This is a genomic window from Bacillus sp. AL-1R (assembly GCF_052180195.1).
Lineage (GTDB): Bacteria > Bacillota > Bacilli > Bacillales > Bacillaceae_G > Gottfriedia.
Map to the genome: position 1 here is coordinate 4,418,779 of NZ_CP197469.1, position 26,453 is coordinate 4,445,231.

At 37.3% G+C, this 26,453-nt stretch carries 17 protein-coding genes, 1 tRNA gene, 4 rRNA genes, 1 other RNA gene and 1 other annotated feature; of the genes, 7 read left to right on the top strand and 16 right to left on the bottom strand.

Features of this window, described 5'->3' with window-relative positions:
* Window positions 1-10 precede the first annotated feature (10 nt).
* From dnaX to tadA, 3 genes are all read right to left on the bottom strand, one after another.
* Window positions 11-1,696, bottom strand: coding sequence for a DNA polymerase III subunit gamma/tau (dnaX, locus tag ACSBO6_RS21195; RefSeq protein WP_098847131.1), 1,686 nt, complete (start codon window positions 1,694-1,696; stop codon window positions 11-13).
* A gap of 121 nt (window positions 1,697-1,817) precedes the next feature.
* An RNA gene (gene ffs, locus ACSBO6_RS21200) (signal recognition particle sRNA large type) lies at window positions 1,818-2,082 on the bottom strand.
* Between the two features lie 84 nt (window positions 2,083-2,166).
* Window positions 2,167-2,640 carry a tRNA adenosine(34) deaminase TadA gene (gene tadA / locus ACSBO6_RS21205; RefSeq protein WP_098847282.1) on the bottom strand — a complete coding sequence of 158 codons (474 nt, stop codon included), beginning with the start codon at window positions 2,638-2,640 and terminating at the stop codon, window positions 2,167-2,169.
* An 82-nt stretch (window positions 2,641-2,722) separates the two neighbouring features.
* Between tadA and ACSBO6_RS21210 the strand changes: the two genes are divergently transcribed.
* From ACSBO6_RS21210 to ACSBO6_RS21220, 3 genes are all read left to right on the top strand, one after another.
* Window positions 2,723-3,316 (top strand): cysteine hydrolase family protein, encoded by a 594-nt coding sequence (locus ACSBO6_RS21210; protein ID WP_498843959.1) that lies wholly within the window; start codon window positions 2,723-2,725, stop codon window positions 3,314-3,316.
* 106 nt (window positions 3,317-3,422) lie between these two features.
* Window positions 3,423-4,064, top strand: a complete 642-nt coding sequence (locus ACSBO6_RS21215) for a deoxynucleoside kinase (RefSeq protein ID WP_498843960.1) — start codon at window positions 3,423-3,425, stop codon at window positions 4,062-4,064.
* Window positions 4,061-4,735: a deoxynucleoside kinase gene (locus ACSBO6_RS21220; protein WP_098847273.1), complete on the top strand. Its 675-nt coding sequence runs from the start codon at window positions 4,061-4,063 to the stop codon at window positions 4,733-4,735. Before ACSBO6_RS21215 ends, ACSBO6_RS21220 begins: the two co-directional genes overlap by 4 nt.
* A gap of 144 nt (window positions 4,736-4,879) precedes the next feature.
* Here ACSBO6_RS21220 and ACSBO6_RS21225 read toward each other — a convergent pair.
* Window positions 4,880-4,972 (bottom strand) — tRNA-Ser (locus ACSBO6_RS21225).
* Window positions 4,973-5,201: 229 nt separating this feature from the next.
* Here ACSBO6_RS21225 and ACSBO6_RS21230 point away from each other — a divergent pair.
* The 3 genes from ACSBO6_RS21230 (at window position 5,202) to cstA (ending at window position 9,618) form a co-directional block, all read left to right on the top strand.
* A complete protein-coding gene (locus ACSBO6_RS21230) occupies window positions 5,202-6,953 on the top strand; it encodes a sensor histidine kinase (RefSeq protein WP_098847270.1) in 1,752 nt (583 codons plus the stop codon).
* Window positions 6,954-6,956: 3 nt separating this feature from the next.
* The gene (locus ACSBO6_RS21235) at window positions 6,957-7,691 is read left to right on the top strand and encodes a LytR/AlgR family response regulator transcription factor (protein ID WP_098847268.1); all 735 of its coding nucleotides are present in this window, start codon (window positions 6,957-6,959) and stop codon (window positions 7,689-7,691) included.
* A gap of 133 nt (window positions 7,692-7,824) precedes the next feature.
* On the top strand, window positions 7,825-9,618 hold the full coding sequence (gene cstA, locus ACSBO6_RS21240; RefSeq protein WP_098847265.1) for a carbon starvation protein CstA: 1,794 nt from the start codon (window positions 7,825-7,827) through the stop codon (window positions 9,616-9,618).
* Window positions 9,619-10,255: 637 nt separating this feature from the next.
* Here cstA and serS read toward each other — a convergent pair.
* The 5 genes from serS to guaB all read right to left on the bottom strand — a co-directional run bounded on the left by serS (window position 10,256) and on the right by guaB (window position 16,394).
* Complete coding sequence (gene serS / locus ACSBO6_RS21245; protein WP_098847262.1) at window positions 10,256-11,530, bottom strand: serine--tRNA ligase; 1,275 nt, start codon at window positions 11,528-11,530, stop codon at window positions 10,256-10,258.
* A gap of 66 nt (window positions 11,531-11,596) precedes the next feature.
* Window positions 11,597-11,822, bottom strand: a binding site (T-box leader).
* A gap of 50 nt (window positions 11,823-11,872) precedes the next feature.
* Window positions 11,873-12,460 carry a pyridoxal 5'-phosphate synthase glutaminase subunit PdxT gene (pdxT, locus tag ACSBO6_RS21250; RefSeq protein ID WP_098847259.1) on the bottom strand — a complete coding sequence of 196 codons (588 nt, stop codon included), beginning with the start codon at window positions 12,458-12,460 and terminating at the stop codon, window positions 11,873-11,875.
* A gap of 12 nt (window positions 12,461-12,472) precedes the next feature.
* A complete protein-coding gene (pdxS, locus tag ACSBO6_RS21255) occupies window positions 12,473-13,357 on the bottom strand; it encodes a pyridoxal 5'-phosphate synthase lyase subunit PdxS (protein WP_056471238.1) in 885 nt (294 codons plus the stop codon).
* Window positions 13,358-13,489: 132 nt separating this feature from the next.
* Window positions 13,490-14,818 carry a serine hydrolase gene (locus ACSBO6_RS21260; protein ID WP_498844691.1) on the bottom strand — a complete coding sequence of 443 codons (1,329 nt, stop codon included), beginning with the start codon at window positions 14,816-14,818 and terminating at the stop codon, window positions 13,490-13,492.
* 112 nt (window positions 14,819-14,930) lie between these two features.
* A complete protein-coding gene (gene guaB / locus ACSBO6_RS21265; protein ID WP_098847257.1) occupies window positions 14,931-16,394 on the bottom strand; it encodes an IMP dehydrogenase in 1,464 nt (487 codons plus the stop codon).
* 115 nt (window positions 16,395-16,509) lie between these two features.
* On the opposite strand from guaB, the gene ACSBO6_RS21270 reads away from it, so the two are divergent.
* Complete coding sequence (locus tag ACSBO6_RS21270; protein ID WP_498843961.1) at window positions 16,510-17,469, top strand: YaaC family protein; 960 nt, start codon at window positions 16,510-16,512, stop codon at window positions 17,467-17,469.
* 42 nt (window positions 17,470-17,511) lie between these two features.
* On the opposite strand, the gene rrf (ACSBO6_RS21275) is transcribed toward ACSBO6_RS21270, so the two are convergent.
* The 7 genes from rrf (ACSBO6_RS21275) to rrf (ACSBO6_RS21305) all read right to left on the bottom strand — a co-directional run bounded on the left by rrf (ACSBO6_RS21275) (window position 17,512) and on the right by rrf (ACSBO6_RS21305) (window position 26,445).
* Window positions 17,512-17,627, bottom strand: a 5S ribosomal RNA gene (gene rrf / locus ACSBO6_RS21275).
* Between the two features lie 57 nt (window positions 17,628-17,684).
* Window positions 17,685-20,622, bottom strand: a 23S ribosomal RNA gene (locus ACSBO6_RS21280).
* A gap of 153 nt (window positions 20,623-20,775) precedes the next feature.
* Window positions 20,776-22,326: ribosomal RNA gene (locus ACSBO6_RS21285) — 16S ribosomal RNA — on the bottom strand.
* The 16S, 23S and 5S rRNA genes sit together here, the layout of an rRNA operon.
* A 316-nt stretch (window positions 22,327-22,642) precedes the next feature.
* On the bottom strand, window positions 22,643-23,710 hold the full coding sequence (locus ACSBO6_RS21290) for a HAMP domain-containing sensor histidine kinase (RefSeq protein ID WP_180232985.1): 1,068 nt from the start codon (window positions 23,708-23,710) through the stop codon (window positions 22,643-22,645).
* Window positions 23,707-24,381 (bottom strand): response regulator transcription factor, encoded by a 675-nt coding sequence (locus ACSBO6_RS21295; protein WP_098847316.1) that lies wholly within the window; start codon window positions 24,379-24,381, stop codon window positions 23,707-23,709. Before ACSBO6_RS21295 ends, ACSBO6_RS21290 begins: the two co-directional genes overlap by 4 nt.
* 23 nt (window positions 24,382-24,404) lie before the next feature.
* A complete protein-coding gene (locus tag ACSBO6_RS21300; protein WP_098847313.1) occupies window positions 24,405-26,159 on the bottom strand; it encodes an ABC transporter ATP-binding protein in 1,755 nt (584 codons plus the stop codon).
* 170 nt (window positions 26,160-26,329) lie between these two features.
* Window positions 26,330-26,445 (bottom strand): 5S ribosomal RNA (gene rrf, locus ACSBO6_RS21305).
* Window positions 26,446-26,453: the final 8 nt, after the last annotated feature.

Here is a 26,453-nt window from a genome sequence, read left to right on the forward strand (position 1 = left end):
TCCAATATAGTTATTCTTTGATAATGACTAAATCTTCACCAACAAGATTAATCGCCTCTTGTACGATTGGTGAAACTTCTGTTGAAGTCTCTTTTGGTTTTGATGTATTTAAAAATGAATCCCTAGTCGATCTCCAATCTTCTTCGGGAATTGCTAACATACTCATTTCTGTACCTAATAAATTAGATAATGTTTGATTAATCGTTGTTAGGTGCTCTTGTTCCCCATTATTATTAATTAAATCACAAATAGTCTCTGATTTAAAAGCAACAATACATTGTTCAGAAGAAGCAGCCACAACTTCACCATACGATACTAAAGTCGCAGTTGAAACTTTATTTTGTTGCCTCAATTGATCTTGAAGTGATGACCAAACTGCTAAAACCTTGTTTTTTTCTGGTTTAGAGGCAGCTCTTAATACACCTTGTATCATACTATTTGGTATTTTTGAACGAGATGCACTTGATTTCGGTTTTGAATTAGTAGAGGAATCATTCGTTCTACTAACCGTAACACCATTTTCTTTTAAAAACTTTACCTCTTTTTCAAGAGCGTTAATTTTATTAATTAACGGTGTTAGCTCGTCCTGCTTTTTGCCAATATGACTCACAGAAGCTTTTTGACAAAGTTGTACTATTGCCACCTCAAGTAAGACTCTCGGATGATTAGTCCATTTCATTTCTTGCTGACTTTTATTTAAAGAAGCAATAATCTGATATACTAACTCATCGTTGTATGCATCACAAAGCTCATTAAATCGCTCACTAACTGTTGCTCTCTCAAGTAATTCAATTGTACTTGGTGAATGCTTATATAATAGAATATCTCGATAATAAACTGTTAAATCCTCTATAAACCGAACTGGATCTTTACCTTGGTTTAATAATTCTTCAATATTAGTCAAACAAACCGATACATTACCATCTATTATTGCTGAAACAACTGATATTAAACGTTCTTGAGCCACTGTACCTGTTACCGCTAACACATCATCTAATGAAATGGATTCGTCGCTATATGAGATAGCTTGATCCAGAATGCTTAGTGCATCCCTCATTCCACCTTCAGCTGCACGAGCTAACATCATCAAAGCTTCTGGTTCAATTGTTGTTTGCTGATGATTCAGTACAACTGTCAATCGATCCGAAATCGTTTGAGCACTTATCTTATGAAAATCGAAACGTTGACATCTTGATAGAATCGTCAATGGTATTTTATGTGGTTCAGTAGTAGCTAATATAAAGATAACGTGACTTGGAGGCTCCTCTAATGTTTTTAATAATGCATTAAAAGCCCCAATTGATAACATATGGACCTCATCTATTATGTACACTTTAAATTTGCCTACAGAAGGAGCGTATTTAACTTTTTCTCGAATATCACGTATCTCATCTACACCATTGTTTGATGCAGCATCAATCTCAATTACATCCGAAATAGACCCATCAGTAATTCCTTTACAAATGGCACACTCATTACAAGGTTCATTCGTAGGTGCTTTTTCACAGTTTAAAGCTTTTGCGAAGATTTTTGCTGTACTTGTTTTACCTGTACCACGTGGACCTGTAAACAAATATGCATGTGATACTTTTTGCTGAAGAAGGGAGTTTTGTAACGTTCGTATAATGTGATCTTGACCTACGACATCTTTAAATTGCTGCGGTCTCCACAAACGATATAGTGCTTGATAAGTCAATTGATTTCCTCCTTCTTACAAAGTCATCATTATTATACCCTATGTAATGATTTCATGGAAAATATTTTAAAGAAAACAAAAAAACTCACTCAAAATTGAGTGAGTTTTTATAAAGTTACTGCCGTGCACCACTCGTTGATGCACTACCCCAGGCGTTACTTAAACAGTTAGCTCGGCCCAGGCACCCCTACGGCACACGAGATGGCTCACTTATTGCTGCTTCCTTCCGGACCTGACAAGGTTCGTGAGTTCTCGTTGCGTAGGACCCAGACGTCAACACCACTTATTTAAGGCAGACCCTGAAATAGATACACCTCGGAGTGGAATTCAGTCTCGCTAGAGCGGATTGCGAGTACAGGGCACCGCTACCTCCCCACCTAGCACGGCAAAATTAAAACCTAATTTTAAACCGCTGATTGAAGCGGTAGTTAAAGTATATACGAACCTAATTAAAAAATCAATGCTTGTCCTCATGAAGGTAAATTTTTCTTTCTTGATCGCAATTCTCTAAAGAAATTCGTTAATAAGCTACCACATTCTTCCTCTAATATACCCGAACTCACTTCACAGCGATGGTTAAATCGATCTTCTTGCAAAAGATTATATATCGACCCTCCACAACCTGCCTTTGGATCTTTTGCACCGTAAACGACCCTTGGAATTCTGGATTGAATGATAGCACCAGCACACATCGGACAAGGTTCTAGCGTAACATATAGAGTTGTCTCCTCTAATCGCCAAGAATCAATGACCTTGCACGCCTCTTCTATTGTACTCATTTCCGCGTGACCTAAAGCTGTTTGTTTTGTTTCACGTAAATTATACCCTCTTGCAATGACTTGATCATTATAAACTAATACAGCACCAATAGGCACTTCCCCTATTCGCTCTGCTTTTAATGCTTCCTCTATTGCCAACTTCATATAAAACTCATCTTTATTCAAACTTTACACCTCTTTATTTATTTCACAAACAAATATTCTTTTTACGAGTAGATAAACTAAAAATAGATTGGAGTGAGGCCGATTGAATTCTTCAAATCAAAAAGACAAGCAGTTACCTGCATTATTAATCGTGGATTTAATTAACTCATTTACATTTAAACATGGAAGTGTTCTTGCGGAAAAATCAATCCATATGGTTCCGAAAATAAATTACATAAGAGACATTTTCAAAAACAAAAAACTTCCTACTATATATGTTAATGATCATTATAAAATCGAAAAACCGACTCAAAAAAAACTTATTAAGCATTGTTTAAACCCTTTGAGCTACGACTTAATAAAAAATATCCAACCAAGTGAGGAAGATTATTTTATCTTTAAGCCCAACTACTCAGGTTTTTATTTAACAAATTTAGACGAATTACTTAAAAAGTTAAACATCACCCATTTGGTTATTGTAGGTGTCGCAGGAAACCGATGTGTACTTTTTACAGCAAATGATGCATTTATGCGGGATTATAACTTAATTATACCTCAAGATGCAATTTCCTCAGTTACTGATTATGATGAGAAGGTTGCAATTTATATGATGAAAGACATTTTAAACGCAACGATTATTCAAACTCATGAAATAGAAGAAGTGATTGATCACTTAATAAGCAACAATGATCAGTAATTGGAAAAATTTTAAAATGGTATTCCGTCTGACTACAGTATGTTAAAATAGTTTCTGTATGTTTTTTGAGTATGAAACGGAATTTAACTAGTAAGGAGGACAAGAGATGATACGTGTACCTTTTATTACAGTAGAAGGACCAATTGGTGTCGGAAAAACATCTCTATCCAAAGCGATCTCTAAACACTTTCATTATGAACTTTTAAAAGAAATTGTAGATGAAAATCCTTTTTTGGGTAAGTTTTATACGGACATTGAAGAGTGGAGTTTCCAAACAGAAATGTTTTTCCTTTGTAATCGATTTAAACAATTAGAAGATATCGACCGAATGTTTCTTAAAAAATCGATTCCAGTGGTTGCAGACTACCACATCCTTAAAAATTTAATTTTTGCTAGCAGAACATTAAAAGACAAGCAGCATGATAAATATTTAAAAATATATCAAATATTAACTGAAGATATGCCAAAGCCTAATGTGGTCATTTACTTAACGGCAAGCCTCGAGACTCTTCAAAAGCGTATTCACCTTCGTGGTAGAGAGTTCGAACAATTAATTGAGGACCAGTACTTACTTCAGTTAATTGAAGATTACGAGACACACATGAGAGAATTTCAAGCTAAACACCCTGAGATTCCAGTACTAAAATTTGACGGTGATCAAATTGACTTCGTTAATAACCCGAGAGATTTAACGATGATCCTTGAATCGTTAGAAAACACCTTACAAAAGGAGCTAAGAAGTATATGAATTTACGTGAAAAATACGGAATACGAAATGATGCAGTTATTACAATTGCTGGGACAGTAGGTGTAGGTAAATCTACTATGACCAATGCGCTTGCAGATGCATTAAACTTTCGTACATCTTTTGAAAAAGTAGATACAAACCCATATTTAGATAAATTTTATCAAGATTTTGCCCGCTGGAGCTTCCATTTACAAATATACTTCTTAGCAGAGCGATTTAAAGAGCAAAAAAGAATGTTTGAATACGGCGGTGGGTTTATCCAAGACCGTTCAATTTATGAGGATACTGGCATCTTTGCGAAAATGCATTATGAAAAAGGAACGATGAGTGAAGTAGACTACGAAACATATACTAGCCTTTTTGATGCTATGGTAATGTCGCCTTATTTCCCGGCTCCTGATTTATTAATTTACTTAGAAGGAACATTTGATGAAGTCGTTGAGAGAATTAAAGAGCGTGGACGTCCAATGGAGCAACAAACTCCGATAGAGTATTGGAAAGAAATGAATACACGTTACGAAAACTGGATCAATAACTTTAACGCTTGTCCTGTACTGCGTTTAAGTATTAGCGAGTATGATTTAATTAAAGATGAAACATCTGTAGAAGAAATCATTAAGAAGATTGGAAACGTACTAAATCATTCACAAAAATATATGAAATCTAGATAATATATAAAAGCTGCAAACTGTTTCATGTAAAGTTTGCAGCTTTTTCTTTGTCGTTTAACTATGTGAGGTCAAAAAAAAAACAAAAAACTCGTTACAATAATGTAACGAGTTTCCAATATATATGCACTCTTTTAATTTTAAAAATGGAGGAGTAAGAGGGATTCGAACCCCCGCGGGCTGTTACACCCCTGTCGGTTTTCAAGACCGATCCCTTCAGCCAGACTTGGGTATTACTCCGTATTGACAAGATTTATAATACCATATGAAAAATATAGGGTCAAGCATTCTTTCAAAAAAATTTTATTTTTTTTTGAAATAAAAACCAACCTTTTTACAATAGGTATTATTATCACCTTACTATTAATTTATACACCTTTAACATAAGTAGAAAAAATATACAGAAAATTCATTTGAATTTATAATGGTACTACAATTTAATAACATTTGAATGTTTAAGGAGAAAGAAATGTTTGAATTAATACCGCTGATGCTGGAACGAGTCGGAATTCTCGTTATACTAGCCTTTTTACTTTCAAGAATGAAGTCGTTTAGACAAATTATTCAAAATGAACACTCGGTTGGTGCAAAAATAATCTTAATCGTTATATTTGGCGCATTTGGTGTCATTAGTAATTATACCGGCGTTCATATTTATCATGAGTCAATTATGTCACAGTCATGGCATTTTAATGTAGCAAGTGATAATGCAATTGCAAATACAAGAATTATGGGAGTAGCTATTGGGGGTCTAATCGGCGGTCCGATCGTTGGCTTAGGAGTCGGATTAATAGCAGGTTTACATCGGTTAACATTGGGCGGGTTTACTGCTTTTGCGTGTGCTATTTCTACAATCATTGCGGGAATTGTTACGGGACTACTTAGGAAAAAATTTGGAATACAAAAAAGCAAATCCCTATGGGGTGTAGTTTCAATCGGAATTATTATGGAATGCGTTCAAATGGGAATCCTCCTTTTACTCGCAAAACCATTCTCGGCTGCTCTTCATCTAGTTGAAGTGATTGCTCTTCCAATGATACTTATAAATGGTCTTGGTACGCTTATATTTATATTAATCATCCAAAATATTTTGCAGGAAGAAGAAAAAACACGAGCGCTTCAAACAAACAAGGCCCTGTATATCGCTGAGCAAACTTTACCATTTTTTAGACAGGGACTAACCCCTCACTCTTGTAATGAAACGGCAAAAATTATTTATAAATTAACTAAGGCAGATGCAATTTCGATTACTGATCACAATAGAGTACTAGCTCACGTCGGTGCAGGTTCAGATCACCATGAACCAATGAATAACTTAGCGACAAAACTAACAAAGAAAGCATTAAAAGACGGAAACATTATTATTGCTACTTCAAAAAATGAAATTCAATGCTTCCATATGGATTGTCCTTTAAGTGCGGCTATTGTATTGCCATTAAAAGCCTTAAATAAAACGGTTGGTTCTTTAAAGCTATATTACACCGATCCTAACAAGTTAGGAAAAGTTGAGAAAGAGCTAGCTGACGGATTATCTAAACTTTTTTCTACCCAATTGGAGTTAGCAGAGGCTGAACTACAGCGAAAATTAATGAAAGATGCTGAAATAAAAGCATTACAAGCACAAATGCATCCCCACTTCCTGTTCAACTCTTTAAATACAATTTCAAGTTTAATTAGAACAGATGCTGATCAGGCTAGGAAATTACTAATCCATTTAAGTACTTTTTTTCGGAATAACTTACAAGGGGCGAGGCAGACTTTAGTTACTTTAGAAAAGGAATTAGAACATGTAGAAGCTTATTTAACCATTGAACAAACAAGATTTCCTTCTAAATTCCATGTTGAATTCCAAATCGAACCTCATTTAAAAAAGGTTCAAATTCCCCCTTTCACACTTCAACCACTTATTGAGAATTCGATTCGACATGCATTTTCAAAGGAAAAAAAATTAAAGGTAACTGTACAAGCATACGAATTCAATAATGATTTGATTCTCATAACCGAAGATAATGGCAAGGGGATTTCGCCAGAACTACTAAATACAATTGGGAATGAAACAATACAGTCTAAAGAGGGAACTGGAACAGCGTTATGGAATATAAAAAAACGAATTGAAGAAATTTACGGGGAAAAAGAATATTTTCAAATAAAATCCAACCTGAACACTGGAACGAAAGTATCGATAAGAATCCCGTTAACGCAAGAAGGAATGGAGGGATAAATAATGTTAAAGGCACTAATTGTAGATGATGAACCATTAGCAAGAGACGAATTGGCTTATTTACTAAAAAGAAGCAAGGAGATAGATATAGTTGGAGAAGCGGACTCAATTAGAAGTACATTAGAATTTATTCAAATAGAAGAAGTCGACGTTGTATTTTTAGATATCCAGTTAGCGGATGAAAGTGGATTAGAATTAGCTCAAAAAATGCAAGATCTCTCCCATCAACCAGCAATTGTCTTTGCAACAGCTTTTGACGAGTACGCTTTAAATGCATTCGATTTACACGCAATTGATTATATTTTAAAACCATTTGATGAAATAAGAATTCAAAAGACTATTAAAAAATTAACAAAGCTAAGTAAGAAATCCATTAAAACCGAGGTAAAAAAGACCCCACCACTTTTAAAACAAGATAAATTGGCTATATCGGTTGATGATCGAATTCTTTTAATAACATTTGAAGAAATCATCTACATTTTTTCACAAGAAGGTAAAACAATCGTCGTTACTGACAAGATGACTTATCGAATAAATGAGCCTTTAATCAATTTAGAACGAAAGCTACAAAATACACCATTCACCCGTGTCCATCGGAGCTATATTGTCAATTTGGATCAAATCATAGAAATTCAGCCTTGGTTTAATTCAACATATAACTTAATTATGAATGATGGTGAAAAAGTACCTGTTAGCCGAACATATACAAAGGAGCTTAAACAACTCTTTGATTTATAAACTTGCATTTCATGATTCCATTCATGCTTCTCAGCCTACTTTTATTGCATCTCATATTGAAAATCCAAACTTTTAATTTTCATAAAGTAAAATGAGTGTAAATAAAAGAAACAAAGGAGGCTTATTAAATAAAATGAATGCGGTTACAATTGTTATTGCTTCTATGTGTATTTTGATGATTGCATATCGTCTATACGGTACATTTATGGCAGTGAAGGTACTTAAGTTAAATGATTCTATCCCTACTCCAGCTCATGAGTTAAATGATGGTAAGGACTATGTTCCTACTAACAAGTGGGTATCATTTGGTCATCATTTTGCTGCAATCGCAGCAGCTGGTCCCTTGGTAGGTCCAATTTTGGCTGCTCAGTTTGGCTACCTCCCAGGTCTGTTATGGCTTTTAATTGGTGCTGTAATCGGCGGAGCAGTACATGATGCAGTCGTTTTATATGCTTCAATGAGAAAGAAAGGTAAGTCGCTATCAGAAGTAGCAAAGGAAGAGCTTGGACCAGTTGCAGGCTTTTGTACGGGACTAGCCATGCTTTTTATTATTACAATTACAATGGCTGGACTTTCCATGGTTGTTCTACATGCACTTGAAAATAATCCATGGGGAACATTTGCAGTTGGAATTACAATACCAATTGCCATGGGTGTGGGATTACTATATAAAAAGACTGGCAATTTAAAAATAGCTTCAACAATTGGATTTATTCTACTAATGGTTGGGGTCTTTATGGGACCTACTATTCAAGAAACTGCTTTAGGTGATTTTTTAACATTTGATACGCGCACATTAGCAATCATATTACCGATTTATGCGTTTTTTGCTGCAGCTTTGCCAGTCTGGCTTTTACTGGCACCCCGCGATTATTTAAGTAGTTTTATGAAAATAGGTGTATTTATTGCACTCATCATTGGAGTATTTATTATTAACCCATCCATACAGTTTCCTACTGTAACCAAATTTGTTAACGGCGGAGGCCCCATCTTAGCTGGTCCAGTCTGGCCTTTTATTTCTATTACAATAGCATGTGGGGCAATCTCAGGTTTTCATGCATTTGTGGGCTCAGGTACAACTCCAAAAATGCTTGATCGATGGAGTGATATAAAAGTTGTAGGTTTTGGAGCTATGTTAGTTGAATGTTTAGTAGGAATTATGGCTTTAATCGCTGCTACTGCACTCCAGCCAGCAGACTACTTTGCAATTAACTCAACCCCGGAAGTTTTTAAAACGTTAGGAATGAATGTAGTCCACTTACCGGAACTTAGTAAAGAAATTGGATTAAGTTTAGAAGGGCGTACTGGTGGAGCTGTAACACTGGCGGTTGGCATGACATACATATTTACATCCATCCCTTGGTTTAGTCACCTAGCATCGTATTTCTTCCAGTTTGTCGTTATGTTCGAAGCCGTATTTATTTTAACGGCAATTGATGCTGGTACTCGAGTAGCACGATATTTAATTCAAGATTTCTTTGGTGAATATTATAAACCGTTGAAGAAAACAGATTGGTTGCCAGGATCAATTTTTGCTAGTGCGTTAGCGTGCTTTATGTGGGGATACCTCTTATTTTCAGGGGATATTGGATCAATCTGGGCATTATTTGGAGTATCTAATCAATTAATGGCTTCTATTGGATTAATCATTGGGGCAACTGTACTATTAAAGATAGCTGATAAACGTTGGTATATGCTTACTTGTTTGATTCCTCTTGCCTATCTATTTATCACTGTAAATTATGCAGGATACTGGATGATCAAAAATGTTTATCTAAACCATGATGTAGCCGGTTATAGTATGCTAAATGGTATCTTATCTATCATTATGTTAGTCTTAGGTTTCGTAATTTTAATATCAGCTATTAAAAAATGGATGGAATTATGGAACACACCTAATTATAAAATGAATGTTAAAACTATCTAAATAAAAAGCAGATGGAACAAGCGTTATTTCTAAATACCATCTGCTTTTTTTAGTTATTTAATTACATTTTTTCCCCACTAACACTTCCTATAATTATAGAAATATAATAAAATCCATTGACTTGAAAGGATCTGCTTATGTAGATAACCACTTAATTATTAATACTCTCTATTTTGGCATATTAATAGCTATATTGTTTTTTTCAACCTAATTACAAATACTCATTTAGCAAAAAACAATCAAAAATTTTAACTTTAATTTTAATCACCTTTGCTCAAATAGCTATATTTCTGATAATTTCATTTATCTATAAATCTATTTGGTGTATTATCTACCTTTATTAAAAAGAAGATTGGCCTTATATTTAATGGCTAGTCCTTTTTTAACTGTTTTCCGATAGATTTCTCCTTATAAGAAATCGTATTATCCCATTTTTGGACAAAGAAAACTTGAAGACCTAAACCAATTCACTTTATGGAATTTGTAGAACAATTGAAGAATTAAATAGTAAAAAAAATGGGGCAGGAAATACAAAAAGTATTTTCCCTGCCCCATAAACAATGTTTCACGTTTATAGAAATTCACTGTATAACTGTTAAATACATGATATATCAGCGTTTTTTAATCACGTTATATTTTATTTAATTACTTCTTTTCCACCCATATACGGACGAAGAACTTCAGGAATAATAACTGATCCATCCGCTTGTTGGTAGTTTTCTAAAATAGCAGAAACCGTACGTCCAATTGCAAGACCAGATCCGTTTAATGTATGAACAAATTCTGGTTTTGCTTTTGGATCACGTCTGAAGCGTATATTCGCTCTTCTTGCTTGGAACGCTTCAAAGTTACTACAAGAAGAAATTTCTTTGTATGCATCATAGCTTGGTAACCAAACTTCAATGTCATACGTTTTTGCAGAAGAAAATCCAATATCTCCAGCACATAATGTAATGACACGGTATGGTAATCCTAATAATTGAAGAACTTTTTCAGCTTGAGCCGTTAATTTTTCTAACTCAATATAAGAATCTTCAGGTTTTACGAAGCGCACTAGTTCAACTTTATTAAATTGATGTTGGCGAATTAATCCTCGTGTATCGCGACCAGCAGAACCTGCCTCAGAACGGAAACATGCACTATATGCAGTATATGCAATCGGTAATTGAGCAGCATCGAGAATTTCGTCTCGGTGATAATTTGTTACAGGTACTTCTGCTGTAGGAACTAAGAAAAAGTCTTCTTTCTCGACACGAAATGCGTCTTCTTCAAATTTTGGTAGTTGTCCTGTACCGATCATGCTAGCACGATTTACAAGGTTTGGAGGTAGTACTTCAGTGTATCCATGCTCCTCTGTATGAAGATCTAACATAAAGCTGATTAAAGCACGTTCAAGTCTAGCTCCTAAGCCTTTATAAAAAGTAAATCGGCTACCAGTAACTTTTGCTCCACGTTCAAAGTCTAAAATATCTAAATCAACACCTAAATCCCAATGTGGCTTTGGTTCAAAATCAAATGTACGAACTTCACCTATTCTACGAATTTCAACATTATCATCCTCTGTTAATCCAACTGGTACTGAATCACTAACTAAATTCGGGATTGTAAATAAAATTGCATCTAATTGCTCTTCTAACGTTCTAATCTCTTCATCTAGATTTTTAATTTTATCGCCAACTTCTCTCATCTCAACAATTAGTGCCTCAGCATCTTTTTTCTCACGCTTTAATACACTAATTTCTTGGCTCACTTCATTACGTCGGCTTTTTAAACCTTCAACTTGAACAAGTAATTCTCTACGATTTAAATCTAAGTCTTCAAATTTTTCGATATAACTTATGTCGCCACCACGTAACTGAAGTTTTGCTTTAACATCTTCAAAATTGCTACGTAATAATTTAATGTCTAACATTTTTAATTCCTCCTATTCTTTTTTTCTAAAGCGATAAAAATAAATACAAAAAAGCCCTCATCCCATAAAAGGGACGAGAGCTACCCGCGTTGCCACCCTAATTGAAGAATTAATAAATAATCCTTCCACCTTAGTATAGTTAACGGACTATAGTACCGTGGTTACTTACTAGCTATAAAGCATTCCGTAACCCACTCAAGAATGGATTCACAAGTCTTCATTATCGGTTTGCACCAACCACCGACTCTCTATAAATTCAGAACTTGCTACTATTTTCTTTCATCGCTTTAGACAATTTAAATTATATAATAATTTACTATAAGCTTTTACTTTTTTCAATAGTTACATACTTAAATTTGCATTTTTTTCCTTAACCATTTCTACAAAGTAACTCATAAAACGGTAATCATTCGTTAATTCTGGATGGAAAGATGCTGCTAACATGTGATTTTGTCTAACCGCTACAATATTCCCTTCATGTTCTGCAATAACCTCTGCATCACCTGATACTGAACGAATAAATGGTGCTCTGATAAATACAGCTGGGTAGTCTTCACATACTCCTTTAATCGGTATGTTTACTTCAAAGCTATCCACTTGTCTGCCATAAGCATTACGTTCAGCTACCATATCCATAACTCCTAGATGCACCGTGTCATCATTTGCAATCTCTTTTGAAAGTAAGATCATGCCTGCGCATGTACCGAATGCTGGTAAACCACTTTCGATTTTCTCTTTTAATGGTTCTAATAACCCGACATGGTCAAGCAACTTACGCATTGCTGTGCTCTCTCCACCAGGTAATACAATACCATCAAGTCCATCTAAATGTTCTACACGTTTTACGATAACAGCTTCAGCACCACATGCTTTAATTGCATTTATATGTTCTTGAACTGCACCTTGTAATGCTAATACACCTATTTTCATAAATTCACCAACTTAAATGCTACGATCTTGCATACGATCTGCTGCAGCAAGTTGTCTCATATCGATCCCTTTCATAGCAGGACCTAAGTTTTTAGAAAGGTTAGCGATTAATTCGTAATCTTGGTAGTGAGTAGTAGCTTGTACAATCGCACGAGCAAATTTCTCAGGGTTTTCTGACTTGAAGATACCAGATCCTACGAATACTCCGTCAGCGCCTAATTCCATCATTAAAGCCGCGTCTGCAGGTGTTGCTACTCCGCCAGCTGCAAAGTTAACAACTGGTAAACGACCAAGCTCTTTAATTTGAAGTAATAATTCGAATGGAGCGCCAAGGTTTTTAGCTTCAACCATTAATTCATCACGAGATAAACCAACTACTTTGCGGATTTCTCCGTTAATTTGGCGTAAGTGACGTACTGCTTCTACAATGTTTCCAGTACCTGGTTCACCTTTTGTACGTAGCATAGATGCGCCTTCACCAATACGACGAAGTGCTTCACCTAAGTTACGGCAACCACAAACGAATGGAACAGTGTAATCTGATTTATTAATATGGAAGATATCATCTGCTGGAGATAATACTTCACTCTCATCGATGTAATCTACTCCCATTGCTTCTAAAACACGCGCTTCAACGATATGTCCAATACGAGCTTTAGCCATTACTGGAATACTAACAGCGTTAAGAATTTCCTCAGTAATGCTTGTATCAGCCATACGAGCTACTCCACCAGCTGCACGAATGTCAGATGGTACCTTTTCTAATGCCATTACTGCTACTGCACCAGCAGCTTCTGCAATTTTAGCTTGCTCAGCATTTACTACGTCCATAATTACGCCGCCTTTTTGCATTTCTGCCATGCCGCGTTTTACACGTTCTGTTCCAGTTAAATTCATTGTTATGCCCCTCCATTATTAAAGCTTACTTGGTAACATTTTAGTATTTCTCTTCCCCTAGTTAAGTTACCCTACCTTTATTTTACTGAAAAAATGACAACTTAACAATTACTGATATATTTATATAGAAATTTATTTGAATAAACCACCAATTCCACTTATGATGCTATCCCATAAATTCCCAAAAAATGACCCAATTCCTCTAAACGATAAAACTAACCAGTTTGCTTTATCAACGCTTTTATCAACTACTAAATCATACGATTGATTATTAGTATTGATAAAACCTAAATCTTCATTCTTTGAAGATTTAACCACTATTTGTCCAACCTTTGTTCCTTTTTTAATTGGAGCAATAATATCGCCATTCTTATCAATTGATTTACCTGATAATTGGACTGTTGGTTTATAATTTTTAGCTTCACCGCGTTTTACGGCTAGTGTAACGTCGTCTTTTGCTACTACTTTTACTTCTTTATCTTTACCTTTAACTACTTTTACAGTTTTACTTCCTTTTACTGCCTCACCTTTTTTTAGCAATGTAACTTTCTCAAAGTTACTAAATCCGTAATCCATTAATTTAGCCGTTTCACTAAATCTAGAGTTATAAGAATTTGCTCCCATTACAACAGTAATATAACGTTGATCATCTCTTTTAGCAGTACCAGTAAAACAGAAGCCAGCTGAATCAGTTGAACCTGTTTTTAATCCATCCATACCTGGGTATTGAAATACTAAACCTGGTAACATCCAGTTCCAGTTATCCATATTTACAGGATATTTTCCACCTTTTTGGAATATTTTCTTTGGAATTGAAGAAGTTTGAAGTACTTCGGGATATGTTTTGATTAGGTTATATGCTAATTTTGCAACACCGTTTGCTGACATAATATTTTCATCAGAAAGAGCGGTTCCTTCTGGTTGCATACCTTGTAAGTCTTTATTAACTAAACCAGTAGCATTAACAAATTTAACGTCTCCTAAGCCTAGTTTCTTTGCTTTATCGTTCATTAATTGAACAAAATTTTTCTCAGATCCACCAATTTTTTCTGCTAGTGCTATTGTCGCACCATTTGCCGAATAAATTGCAGCTGCTTCGTATAATTCTTTGACTGTATATTGTCCACCTAATTCAAGTGGTACATTAGATAATCCAGTGTTTTGAGAGATTTTATGAGCATAATCTGAAACCGTTACCTTCTCGTCCCAAGAAATTTTCCCATTCTTTACCGCCTCATTAACTAGATACTCTGTCATCATTTTAGACATACTAGCTATCGGTAATGGAGCTTTTGAATTTTTTTCATATAATATTTTCCCTGAATTTGCATCAACTAAGATTGCAGCTTTAGCTTGAATGCCTAAAACATCCTCTGCAGCAGCCGGTCGTAAATTCATTGGGATGATTATCGTTATCGCTAATGCTATTATTATTAACTTTGTTAGTATTTTCTTTCCAATCACTTTTTTACCTCCAACCTTTTATCTCACTTGTTCATTTTAACACAATTATTTCCCAAAAAATAGGCAACTACAATTTCTTGTAATTGCCCTAGGTACATTGCTTAAATTATTATAGTGAGTAATTTGGTGCTTCTTTTGTTATATGAACGTCATGTGGATGACTTTCACGTAATCCTGCACCAGACATACGTATAAACTGTGCATTATCTCTTAATTCATTTAGTGTTGCAGTACCACAGTAACCCATACCAGCTCTAATTCCTCCAATTAATTGGTGAACTGTATCAGCTAATGGGCCTTTATATGGAACACGTCCTTCAATACCTTCAGGAACTAGTTTTTTATTGCCTTCTTGGAAATAACGATCTTTACTTCCTCTTTCCATTGCACCAACAGAACCCATACCGCGATATACTTTAAATTGTCTACCTTGGAAGATTTCTGTTTCACCAGGGCTTTCTTGCACACCAGCAAACATGCTACCTAACATAACTACATGTCCACCAGCTGCAAGAGCTTTAACGATATCTCCAGAGTACTTAATACCACCATCTGCAATAATAGGAACTCCGTACTCTCTAGCAACAGTAGCACAATCATAAACCGCAGTTAGTTGAGGAACACCAACTCCAGCAACAACTCGAGTAGTACAAATTGAACCTGGTCCAATACCAACTTTAACGATATCTGCTCCAGCTTCAATAAGTTCTTTAGTTGCTTCGCCTGTTGCAACATTACCAGCGATTATTGCTAATTCTGGGAATCGACTTCTAATTTCTTTTACTTTTTCAATAACACCTTTAGAGTGACCGTGAGCTGTATCAATAACAATTACATCGACATTAGCTTTCACTAAAAACTCTACACGTTGTAGTGCATCTTTTGTTACTCCTACAGCTGCACCTACAAGTAATCGTCCTTGTTGATCTTTTGCTGAGTTTGGAAACTCAATTACTTTTTCAATATCCTTAATTGTAATTAAGCCTTTTAAAGTACCGTCTTCATTAACTAGGGGTAACTTCTCGATTTTATGTTTTTGAAGGATTTTTTCTGCTTCTGCCAGTGTAGTTCCAACAGGAGCAGTTACTAGATTTTCTTTTGTCATAACATCTGAAATAACAATTGAATAATCTTGAATAAAACGTAAATCACGATTTGTTAAAATACCAACTAATTTTCTATTCTCTGTATCATCTACAATCGGTACACCTGAAATACGATATTTACCCATTAAATATTCTGCATCTGCTACTTTATGAGATGGTGTTAAGAAGAATGGATCATCGATTACACCACTTTCAGAACGCTTTACTTTATCTACTTGTTCAGCTTGCTCTTCGATTGACATATTCTTGTGAATGATACCTAATCCACCTTGTCTAGCCATTGCAATAGCCATATCTGCTTCTGTAACTGTATCCATTCCTGCGCTGATTAATGGAATATTTAATTGAATTTTTTCAGTTAATCTCACACTTACATCAACTTGATTTGGAAGTACTTCAGATTTCGCTGGAACTAGTAATACATCATCAAAAGTAAGTCCTTCTTTTACGAATTTTGATTCCCACATAAAAAAGCCCCCCTATACACGTATAAATATTATTAGTAGATTAACAATAGGATATAACACTGTCAAGGAAGTCAAATTATGTTTAAATATTCAGTTAATAAGGAGTTCCTCTCTTATGTTATACTCGTATAGTAATGTATGGGATGAGTTATGTTATTTTAGCTCTGCACAATATTCAAAAACCTATCTTCAAGCAAAATACGAACAAAATAATCCCAAGGAACAAAAAACTAAGGCTTTCCGTAATGCTTATCCGTTTTTATATTATATTGAGCATGGAAAAAGTTATTTTCACGCAGCACAAAATTCTCAAATTAATGTAAAACCTACTTTACTCTTCTATGGGCTTGTACAGCTATTAAAGGCTTGCGTCCTAACCGTAGATCCTGATTATCCAAGTAACACTGCTATCCTGGCTCACGGTGTTACCTCAAGGAAAATAAAAAAAGTAGGATATTCTTTTGTTGAAGACGAAGTTAAAATTCAAAAAAATGGATTATTTACCCATGCCTCTAAATTATTATTTAACATAAATAATTTAGAAAATGAAAAATTTACAATGCTTCAACTTTTACAATCAATACCTGAATTAAACAAAATCCTTAAAATTACTAAAAAAGGAAATTTGTTTCTTCCAACTACTGTCGATCAGGATGTCATTACTCTACCCGAAAAAATTTTGTCATCCTACCATTTTACTTCAGAACGTTTTATTTCATTTCTTCAATCAAAGCAAGCTTCTATAGATATTTTAATCGTTGAACATAATCAAAAACAAATTAAAATTAAATCAAATTTTCCTGATAAAATTTTAAGTAAACCACCATTTTATTTTAATATATTAAATCAAAGTTATTTTCTAAAATCACAAAAGGAAGCGCTTTTATTGTTACCTGAAATTCTATACCATTATCTACTTTTATATAACTTGAGCATGATTTGTCGCTATGAAACTGACTGGTGGTGTGAACTTATACAGACCTATTCTACAGATGATTATCCTTTGATAAACCAATTTTTAACAATAACAGAACAAAAAATCCCTTATTTAATTCATCATTTTTTAACTACATAATAAAACAAAAAAACATCAGCTATTTGGCTGATGTTTTTTGTTACCAGGCGACGTTCTACTCTCACAGGGGGAAACCCCCAACTACCATCGACGCTGAAGAGCTTAACTGCCGTGTTCGGTATGGGAACGGGTGTGACCTCTTCGCAATAATCACCTGATTATACCTGAGTTGTACTTCGTACCCTCAAAACTAGATAATGTCATCATCAAACTTGTTAGTTAAGTCCTCGACCGATTAGTATCAGTCAGCTCCACGTGTCACCACGCTTCCACCTCTGACCTATCAACCTGATCGTCTCTCAGGGGTCTTACTAGCTTAACGCTATGGGAAATCTCATCTTGAGGGGGGCTTCATGCTTAGATGCTTTCAGCACTTATCCCTTCCACACATAGCTACCCAGCCATGCTCTTGGCAGAACAACTGGTACACCAGCGGTGTGTCCATCCCGGTCCTCTCGTACTAAGGACAGCTCCTCTCAAATTTCCTGCGCCCACGACGGATAGGGACCGAACTGTCTCACGACGTTCTGAACCCAGCTCGCGTACCGCTTTAATGGGCGAACAGCCCAACCCTTGGGACCGACTACAGCCCCAGGATGCGATGAGCCGACATCGAGGTGCCAAACCTCCCCGTCGATGTGGACTCTTGGGGGAGATAAGCCTGTTATCCCCGGGGTAGCTTTTATCCGTTGAGCGATGGCCCTTCCATGCGGAACCACCGGATCACTAAGCCCGACTTTCGTCCCTGCTCGACTTGTAGGTCTCGCAGTCAAGCTCCCTTATGCCTTTACACTCTTCGAATGATTTCCAACCATTCTGAGGGAACCTTTGGGCGCCTCCGTTACTCTTTAGGAGGCGACCGCCCCAGTCAAACTGCCCACCTGACACTGTCTCCGAGCCGGATCACGGCTCTAGGTTAGAATTTCAATACAGCCAGGGTAGTATCCCACCGACGCCTCCACCGAAGCTAGCGCTCCGGCTTCTCAGGCTCCTACCTATCCTGTACAAGCTGTACCAAAATTCAATATCAAGCTGCAGTAAAGCTCCACGGGGTCTTTCCGTCCTGTCGCGGGTAACCTGCATCTTCACAGGTACTATAATTTCACCGAGTCTATGGTTGAGACAGTGCCCAAATCGTTACGCCTTTCGTGCGGGTCGGAACTTACCCGACAAGGAATTTCGCTACCTTAGGACCGTTATAGTTACGGCCGCCGTTTACTGGGGCTTCAATTCAGAGCTTCTCCCGTAAGGGATAACCCCTCCTCTTAACCTTCCAGCACCGGGCAGGCGTCAGCCCCTATACTTCGCCTTGCGGCTTCGCAGAGACCTGTGTTTTTGCTAAACAGTCGCTTGGGCCTTTTCACTGCGGCTCTCCCGGGCATACACCCAAAAGAGCACCCCTTCTCCCGAAGTTACGGGGTCATTTTGCCGAGTTCCTTAACCATAGTTCTCTCGCTCACCTTAGGATTCTCTCCTCGCCTACCTGTGTCGGTTTGCGGTACAGGCACCTATTTCCTCGCTAGAAGCTTTTCTTGGCAGCGTAGAATCAGGAACTTCGGTACTATATTTCCCTCGCCATCACAACTCAGCCTTACGATGTGCGGATTTGCCTACACATCAGCCTAATTGCTTGGACGCGCATATCCAGCAGCGCGCTTACCCTATCTTTCTGCGTCCCTCCATCGCTCAAACGGAAATGAGGTGGTACAGGAATATCAACCTGTTGTCCATCGCCTACGCCTGTCGGCCTCGGCTTAGGTCCTGACTAACCCTGGGAGGACGAGCCTTCCCCAGGAAACCTTAGGCATACGGTGGACGGGATTCTCACCCGTCTTTCGCTACTCATACCGGCATTCTCACTTCTAAGCGCTCCACCAGTCCTTACGATCTAGCTTCAACGCCCTTAGAACGCTCCCCTACCACTGATACCATATGGTATCAATCCGCAGCTTCGGTGATACGTTTAGCCCCGTTACATTTTCGGCGCAGAGTCACTCGACCAGTGAGCTATTACGCACTCTTTAAATGGTGGCTGCTTCTAAGCCAACATCCTGGTTGTCTAAGCAACTCCACATCCTTTTCCACTTAACGTATACTTTGGGACCTTAGCTGGCGGTCTGGGCTGTTTCCCTCTTGACCACGGATCTTATCACTCGTAGTCTGACTCCTATGGATAAGTCATTGGCATTCGGAGTTTGACTGAATTCGGTAACCCGTTGGGGGCCCCTAGTCCAATCAGTGCTCTACCTCCAAGACTCTAACACATAAGGCTAGCCCTAAAGCTATTTCGGGGAGAACCAGCTATCTCCGAGTTCGATTGGAATTTCTCCGCTACCCACACCTCATCCCCGCACTTTTCAACGTGCGTGGGTTCGGACCTCCATTCAGTGTTACCTGAACTTCATCCTGGACATGGGTAGATCACTCGGTTTCGGGTCTACGACCACGTACTAAATCGCCCTATTCAGACTCGCTTTCGCTGCGGCTCCGTCTCTTCAACTTAACCTTGCACGGGATCGTAACTCGCCGGTTCATTCTACAAAAGGCACGCCATCACTCGTTAACGAGCTCTGACTATTTGTAAGCACACGGTTTCAGGTTCTCTTTCACTCCCCTTCCGGGGTGCTTTTCACCTTTCCCTCACGGTACTGGTTCACTATCGGTCACTAGGTAGTATTTAGCCTTGGGAGATGGTCCTCCCAGATTCCGACGGAATTTCACGTGTTCCGCCGTACTCAGGATCCACTCAAGAGGGAACGAGGTTTCAACTACAGGGTTTTTACCTTCTTCGACGGACCTTTCCAGGTCGCTTCATTTACCCCGTTCCTTTGTAACTCCGTATAGAGTGTCCTACAACCCCAAGAGGCAAGCCTCTTGGTTTGGGCTATCTTCCTTTTCGCTCGCCGCTACTTGGGAAATCGCTATTGCTTTCTATTCCTCCAGGTACTTAGATGTTTCAGTTCCCTGGGTCTGTCCTCAGTACCCTATGTATTCAGGTAAAGATACTACTCCATTACGAGTAGTGGGTTCCCCCATTCGGAAATCTCCGGATCAAAGCTTACTTACAGCTCCCCGAAGCATATCGGTGTTAGTCCCGTCCTTCATCGACTCCTAGTGCCAAGGCATCCACCGTGCGCCCTTTCTAACTTAACTAATTTTAAAACTAATTGAATTAAACTTACGCAGTTTAATGAATGACATTATCTAGTTTTCAAGGTACAAATGTTGAGAGTGAACTCTCAAAACTAAACAAAACAATGAAGAAACATTTCATACATGAACCGTCGGTTCATGATGTCTCCATAGAAAGGAGGTGATCCAGCCGCACCTTCCGATACGGCTACCTTGTTACGACTTCACCCCAATCATCTGTCCCACCTTAGGCGGCTGGCCCCTAAAAGGTTACCCCACCGACTTCGGGTGTTACAAACTCTCGTGGTGTGACGGGCGGTGTGTACAAGGCCCGGGAACGTATTCACCGCGGCATGCTGATCCGCGATTACTAGTGATTCCGGCTTCATGTAGGCGAGTTGCAGCCTACAATCCGAACTGAGAATAGTTTTATGGGATTAGCTCCACCTCGCGGTCTTGCAACCCTTTGTACTATCCATTGTAGCACGTGTGTAGCCCAGGTCATAAGGGGCATGATGATTTGACGTCATCCCCACCTTCCTCCGGTTTGTCACCGGCAGTCACCTTAGAGTGCCCAACTGAATGCTGGCAACTAAGATCAAGGGTTGCGCTCGTTGCGGGACTTAACCCAACATCTCACGACACGAGCTGACGACAACCATGCACCACCTGTCACTCTGTCCCCGAAGGGAAAGCCCTATCTCTAGGGTTGTCAGAGGATGTCAAGACCTGGTAAGGTTCTTCGCGTTGCTTCGAATTAAACCACATGCTCCACCACTTGTGCGGGCCCCCGTCAATTCCTTTGAGTTTCAGTCTTGCGACCGTACTCCCCAGGCGGAGTGCTTAATGCGTTAACTTCAGCACTAAAGGGCGGAAACCCTCTAACACTTAGCACTCATCGTTTACGGCGTGGACTACCAGGGTATCTAATCCTGTTTGCTCCCCACGCTTTCGCGCCTCAGCGTCAGTTACAGACCAGAAAGTCGCCTTCGCCACTGGTGTTCCTCCAAATCTCTACGCATTTCACCGCTACACTTGGAATTCCACTTTCCTCTTCTGCACTCAAGTTTCCCAGTTTCCAATGACCCTCCCCGGTTGAGCCGGGGGCTTTCACATCAGACTTAAGAAACCGCCTGCGCGCGCTTTACGCCCAATAATTCCGGACAACGCTTGCCACCTACGTATTACCGCGGCTGCTGGCACGTAGTTAGCCGTGGCTTTCTGGTTAGGTACCGTCAAGGTGCCAGCTTATTCAACTAGCACTTGTTCTTCCCTAACAACAGAGCTTTACGACCCGAAGGCCTTCATCGCTCACGCGGCGTTGCTCCGTCAGACTTTCGTCCATTGCGGAAGATTCCCTACTGCTGCCTCCCGTAGGAGTCTGGGCCGTGTCTCAGTCCCAGTGTGGCCGATCACCCTCTCAGGTCGGCTACGCATCGTCGCCTTGGTGAGCCGTTACCTCACCAACTAGCTAATGCGCCGCGGGCCCATCTGTAAGTGATAGCTAAAAGCCATCTTTCAATTAAGGAACAGGAGTTCCTTAATGTCATCCGGTATTAGCTCCGGTTTCCCGAAGTTATCCCAGTCTTACAGGTAGGTTGCCCACGTGTTACTCACCCGTCCGCCGCTAACTAACGGGAGCAAGCTCCCATTAGTCCGCTCGACTTGCATGTATTAGGCACGCCGCCAGCGTTCGTCCTGAGCCAGGATCAAACTCTCCATAAAAGTTAAGTTTAAATCTTGTATTGCTCAAAAAACTAATAATTGACGTTTACTTCATGTTTTGTTTAGTTTTCAAAGTTCATTTCGCCGCTTACTTCTTAGCGACTTATATTATAATAACACATTCAAGTTTGTTTAGTCAATAACTTTTTTATGTTATTTTCTTGCCTCATCTATTGTTTTAATGTGACAACGTTTAATAATATACCATTATTCTTTTACGATTGCAATAACTTTATCATAAAAAAAGATAATGTTTCTTATTATAGTAAAAGAGACGTTAACTTTACTAAGCTCTAATTACTATAATAAAGAAACATTACACCGCGATTAAAGGTAATTCAACTACAAATAGTGATCCTTTGCCAAGCTCACTTTCTACGTAAACTATTCCGTTATGCATATCAACAATTTTCTTTACGATAGATAAACCTAATCCATTACCGCCGGTTGTTCTGTCTCTTGATTTATCTGCTTTATAAAACCTTTCAAATATATGCACCCGATCTTCTTCGGAAATACCAATTCCAGTATCTTGAATTTGTATAACCACCTTGTCATTATCTTGAACGGCAGATATAAATATATCTCCATTGTTAGGAGTAAATTTTATACTGTTTATAATTAAATTCATCCAAACTTGATTTAAAAGAGCTTCGTCTCCAATAATGTCAATTTTACCAAAGTTAACATGCATATTGATATTCTTTTCTATTATTTGGGGTTCGCAGCTTATCAATGCGTACATAAGTTGGCTATTTAACGAAAAATTATTCTTTTCTATTGGTTGGTTTTGTGACTCTAGTGAAGTTAGCTTTAGTAGGTTATCACTTAGCTTCGATAATCTTGTACTTTCATACTCAATTATATTTAAATATTGTTTTCGTTCTTCTAATGGCAAACTTTCATTTTGTAATACTTTAGCAAAACCTTTAATAGATGTTAAAGGAGATTGAATTTCATGTGAAACATTAGAAATAAACTCCTGTCGCATGTTTTCCATTTGATTTAAATTTTTTGCCATATGGTTAAAGCTATCTATTATCTGACCAATTTCACCACCAAATGCATTCCTAAATTTTTCAAGATCCACTGATACATTAAACTCTCCTCTTGAAATACTTCGAATTGCCTGCATTATTTCTTTTACCATTTTCATTTGCTTTGGATGATGGAACATTCTACCGAATATTGCACCTCCGAGCATTAACAGTAGAAAAGTTAAAAAAGTACTTATAATTTGTTTCGTTAAATTCGATAAATTTGTGAGTTGATGTTCATATAAGTAATAAGTAGAATAGTGAACAATCACGCTTCCTAGCGTTATTGCAGTCGTTAATAATAATATAGCCCCTATAATATCTCTAATTTTTTTTAGTACTTTCATTTTAATAACTCCATTCGATACCCTAAACCCCATACAGTAGAAATTTTAAAACCAAATTTTTTCTCAGGAAATCTTTCCCTTAATCTTTTTATATGAACATCAACAGTTCTTTCATCCCCTGCATAATCGAACCCCCAAATGTTTTCAATTAACTGTTCCCTTGAATAAGTTCTTCCTAAAGAACTCGCCAAAGTATATAAAAGCTCTAATTCCTTCAATGGCATGTTGACCACTTGGTTATTGTTTAGGACTTTGTAATTACCGTGATCTATCGTTAAATTTCCTATTTGAACAATTTGGGATGAAGATATTTTTGCTCTTCTTAACAAAGCTTTTACTCGAACAACCAATTCGACTGGTTCAAATGGTTTTACGATATAGTCATCAGTTCCTAACTTAAACCCTCTAACTTTTTGTTCGGTTTCACCTTTTGCAGTCAACATAATTATCGGGAGATCATATTCATTGCGTATTTCTCGACAGAGCTCAAATCCATCCATTTTGGGCATCATTAAGTCTATAATTAACATATCTATTTTGTTACTTTCAAAAACACTAAGTGCTTCAATACCATTTGTAGCCTCAAAAACAATAAAACCTTCTTCTTTAAGTAATACGTTTAACAGTTTTCGGATATGTGGATCATCATCTACGATTAAAATACTGGCCATAAAAACACCTTCCCTCAATATTATTACACTGCACTATTTACTCTTAATTGCTGATTAGCAAATTCCCTGTACATTATATGGTTTTTATACAATTCATCATGTGTTCCAATACCAGTTACTTTTCCATTGTCTAAAAATACAATTTGATCCGCATCGATAACTGTGGAAAGACGATGGGCAATAATTAAAGTAGTTCTTCCTTTCATTAAATTGGAAAGTGCATTTTGTACAACTAACTCCGACCTACTATCAAGATTGGAAGTTGCCTCATCCAGCATTAACAACTTAGGGTTTCTTAGTAAAGCTCTCGCAATCCCTATTCTTTGTCTTTGCCCACCAGATAGTTTTATACCTCGTTCTCCAACCTCCGTATCATAACCATCGGGTAAGTCATTTACAAATTGATCCACGTATGCCATACGTGATACATAAGTCAGCTCTTTATCAGGTATTTCTCTTTTAATTCCATAGCAAATGTTATCTCTAATTGTACCGACAATTAAAGGACTTTCTTGAGCAACATAACCTATTTGTTTTCTCCAGCTCTCTAAATTGAAGCTATTAATTGAATTATTCCCAATCGTTATATCTCCACTTTTTGGAGGATAAAATCTTTCAATAAGTGAAAATAATGTGGTCTTTCCGCTTCCACTTGGACCAACAATAGCCGTTACCTTACCTGGAGGGATCACAAAATTAAGATTAGTTAACAACTCTTCTTCCTTATACGCAAAATGTAACTTATTAATATTAATTGGTAAACTCATATCAACTTCTTTTTTTCCAGTTTGATAGTCTTCTTCATCTAACTCTAATATACTAATCATTCTTTCAGTAGCACCTTTTGTTTTTTGAAGCTCCGTAAAGAAATGTGTAATTTGTGTTACTGGGAAAATAATTTGGAATAAATATAATATATAGGCTACTAAAGCTCCTGCAGTTATTGCACCTGATGAGACTCTGACCCCACCGTATCCAATAATAACTACTAAAATAAGCATCATTACTAAGGAAACAATTGGTCCAATGAAAGAATGTAATTTCCCTTCCTTTATACCGAAAGATAATAAATTTATAATTCCCTTGTCTCCGTTTGAAATTTCGGTTGTTTCTGCATTCGAAACCTTTACTAATCTAATCTCTGAAAAAACTTGGTTTATTAATGATGTGAATTTTGCCGTTTCATCTTGAGTTGCTTTTGATAACTTTGACATTTGCTTTCCAATAGGGATAAATATTAAAGCAATGACAGGAATAATGCTAAAAGTTACTAAAGTCATTTTCCAATCTAATACTAGTAGTAATATAAAAGATCCAATAATTGAAATGATCCCTGTTAAAAAGTTAGTAATATGCTCTGTTATTAGTCCTTTTAAAACTGCTGTATCATTCGTAACGCGACTAACATTATCTCCGGTCTGGGTCTCATCAAAATAAGATATTGGGAGTACAATCATTTTCTTCCACAATCGGTGTCTAACATTTGCAACAACTGTGTTCCCTACCCGGCTAAGCAGATAAATAGAAGCTGCTGATGAAATAGCCTGTATTATTAGTACTGCAATAAATATAGCTATTTGCCCTGTACTTAAGGATGCTAATGAAAAACCATCTACAAATTTTTTTGTAAGCAAAGGTAATAGTAATCCTACTAAAGTAGTAGCTACACTTAATAATAAGCCTATTGCGAACAACCATTTAGGAGGATTAGCATTTTTTATTAAAGAAATAAAATTTCTCCAATCATTTTTTTTATTTAAATTAGTTTCTTCTTTCATATCTTTACTCCTTATACTTACTATTTTTTATCTACATTACCTTTAAAATTTACAATTAAAATATGAATAAAGAATGAACAAAATATTATTTTTTCACTTAAATCAATATATTAACTAATAATCTTTATAACGCAAAAAAAGCATCAGCCAAATAGCTGATGCTTTTTTTTACCAGGCGACGTTCTACTCTCACAGGGGGAAACCCCCAACTACCATCGACGCTGAAGAGCTTAACTGCCGTGTTCGGTATGGGAACGGGTGTGACCTCTTCGCAATAATCACCTGATTTGTATT

Coding starts and splice junctions, on each gene's coding strand:
- ACSBO6_RS21215 (WP_498843960.1), top strand. CDS start 3,423: ATGATACGTGTACCTTTTATTACAGTAGAAGGACCAATTGGTGTCGGA.
- ACSBO6_RS21220 (WP_098847273.1), top strand. CDS start 4,061: ATGAATTTACGTGAAAAATACGGAATACGAAATGATGCAGTTATTACA.
- ACSBO6_RS21230 (WP_098847270.1), top strand. CDS start 5,202: ATGTTTGAATTAATACCGCTGATGCTGGAACGAGTCGGAATTCTCGTT.
- ACSBO6_RS21235 (WP_098847268.1), top strand. CDS start 6,957: ATGTTAAAGGCACTAATTGTAGATGATGAACCATTAGCAAGAGACGAA.
- cstA (WP_098847265.1), top strand. CDS start 7,825: ATGAATGCGGTTACAATTGTTATTGCTTCTATGTGTATTTTGATGATT.
- serS (WP_098847262.1), bottom strand. CDS start 11,530: ATGTTAGACATTAAATTATTACGTAGCAATTTTGAAGATGTTAAAGCA.
- pdxT (WP_098847259.1), bottom strand. CDS start 12,460: ATGAAAATAGGTGTATTAGCATTACAAGGTGCAGTTCAAGAACATATA.
- pdxS (WP_056471238.1), bottom strand. CDS start 13,357: ATGAATTTAACTGGAACAGAACGTGTAAAACGCGGCATGGCAGAAATG.
- guaB (WP_098847257.1), bottom strand. CDS start 16,394: ATGTGGGAATCAAAATTCGTAAAAGAAGGACTTACTTTTGATGATGTA.
- ACSBO6_RS21270 (WP_498843961.1), top strand. CDS start 16,510: ATGTTATACTCGTATAGTAATGTATGGGATGAGTTATGTTATTTTAGC.
- ACSBO6_RS21290 (WP_180232985.1), bottom strand. CDS start 23,710: ATGAAAGTACTAAAAAAAATTAGAGATATTATAGGGGCTATATTATTA.
- ACSBO6_RS21295 (WP_098847316.1), bottom strand. CDS start 24,381: ATGGCCAGTATTTTAATCGTAGATGATGATCCACATATCCGAAAACTG.
- ACSBO6_RS21300 (WP_098847313.1), bottom strand. CDS start 26,159: ATGAAAGAAGAAACTAATTTAAATAAAAAAAATGATTGGAGAAATTTT.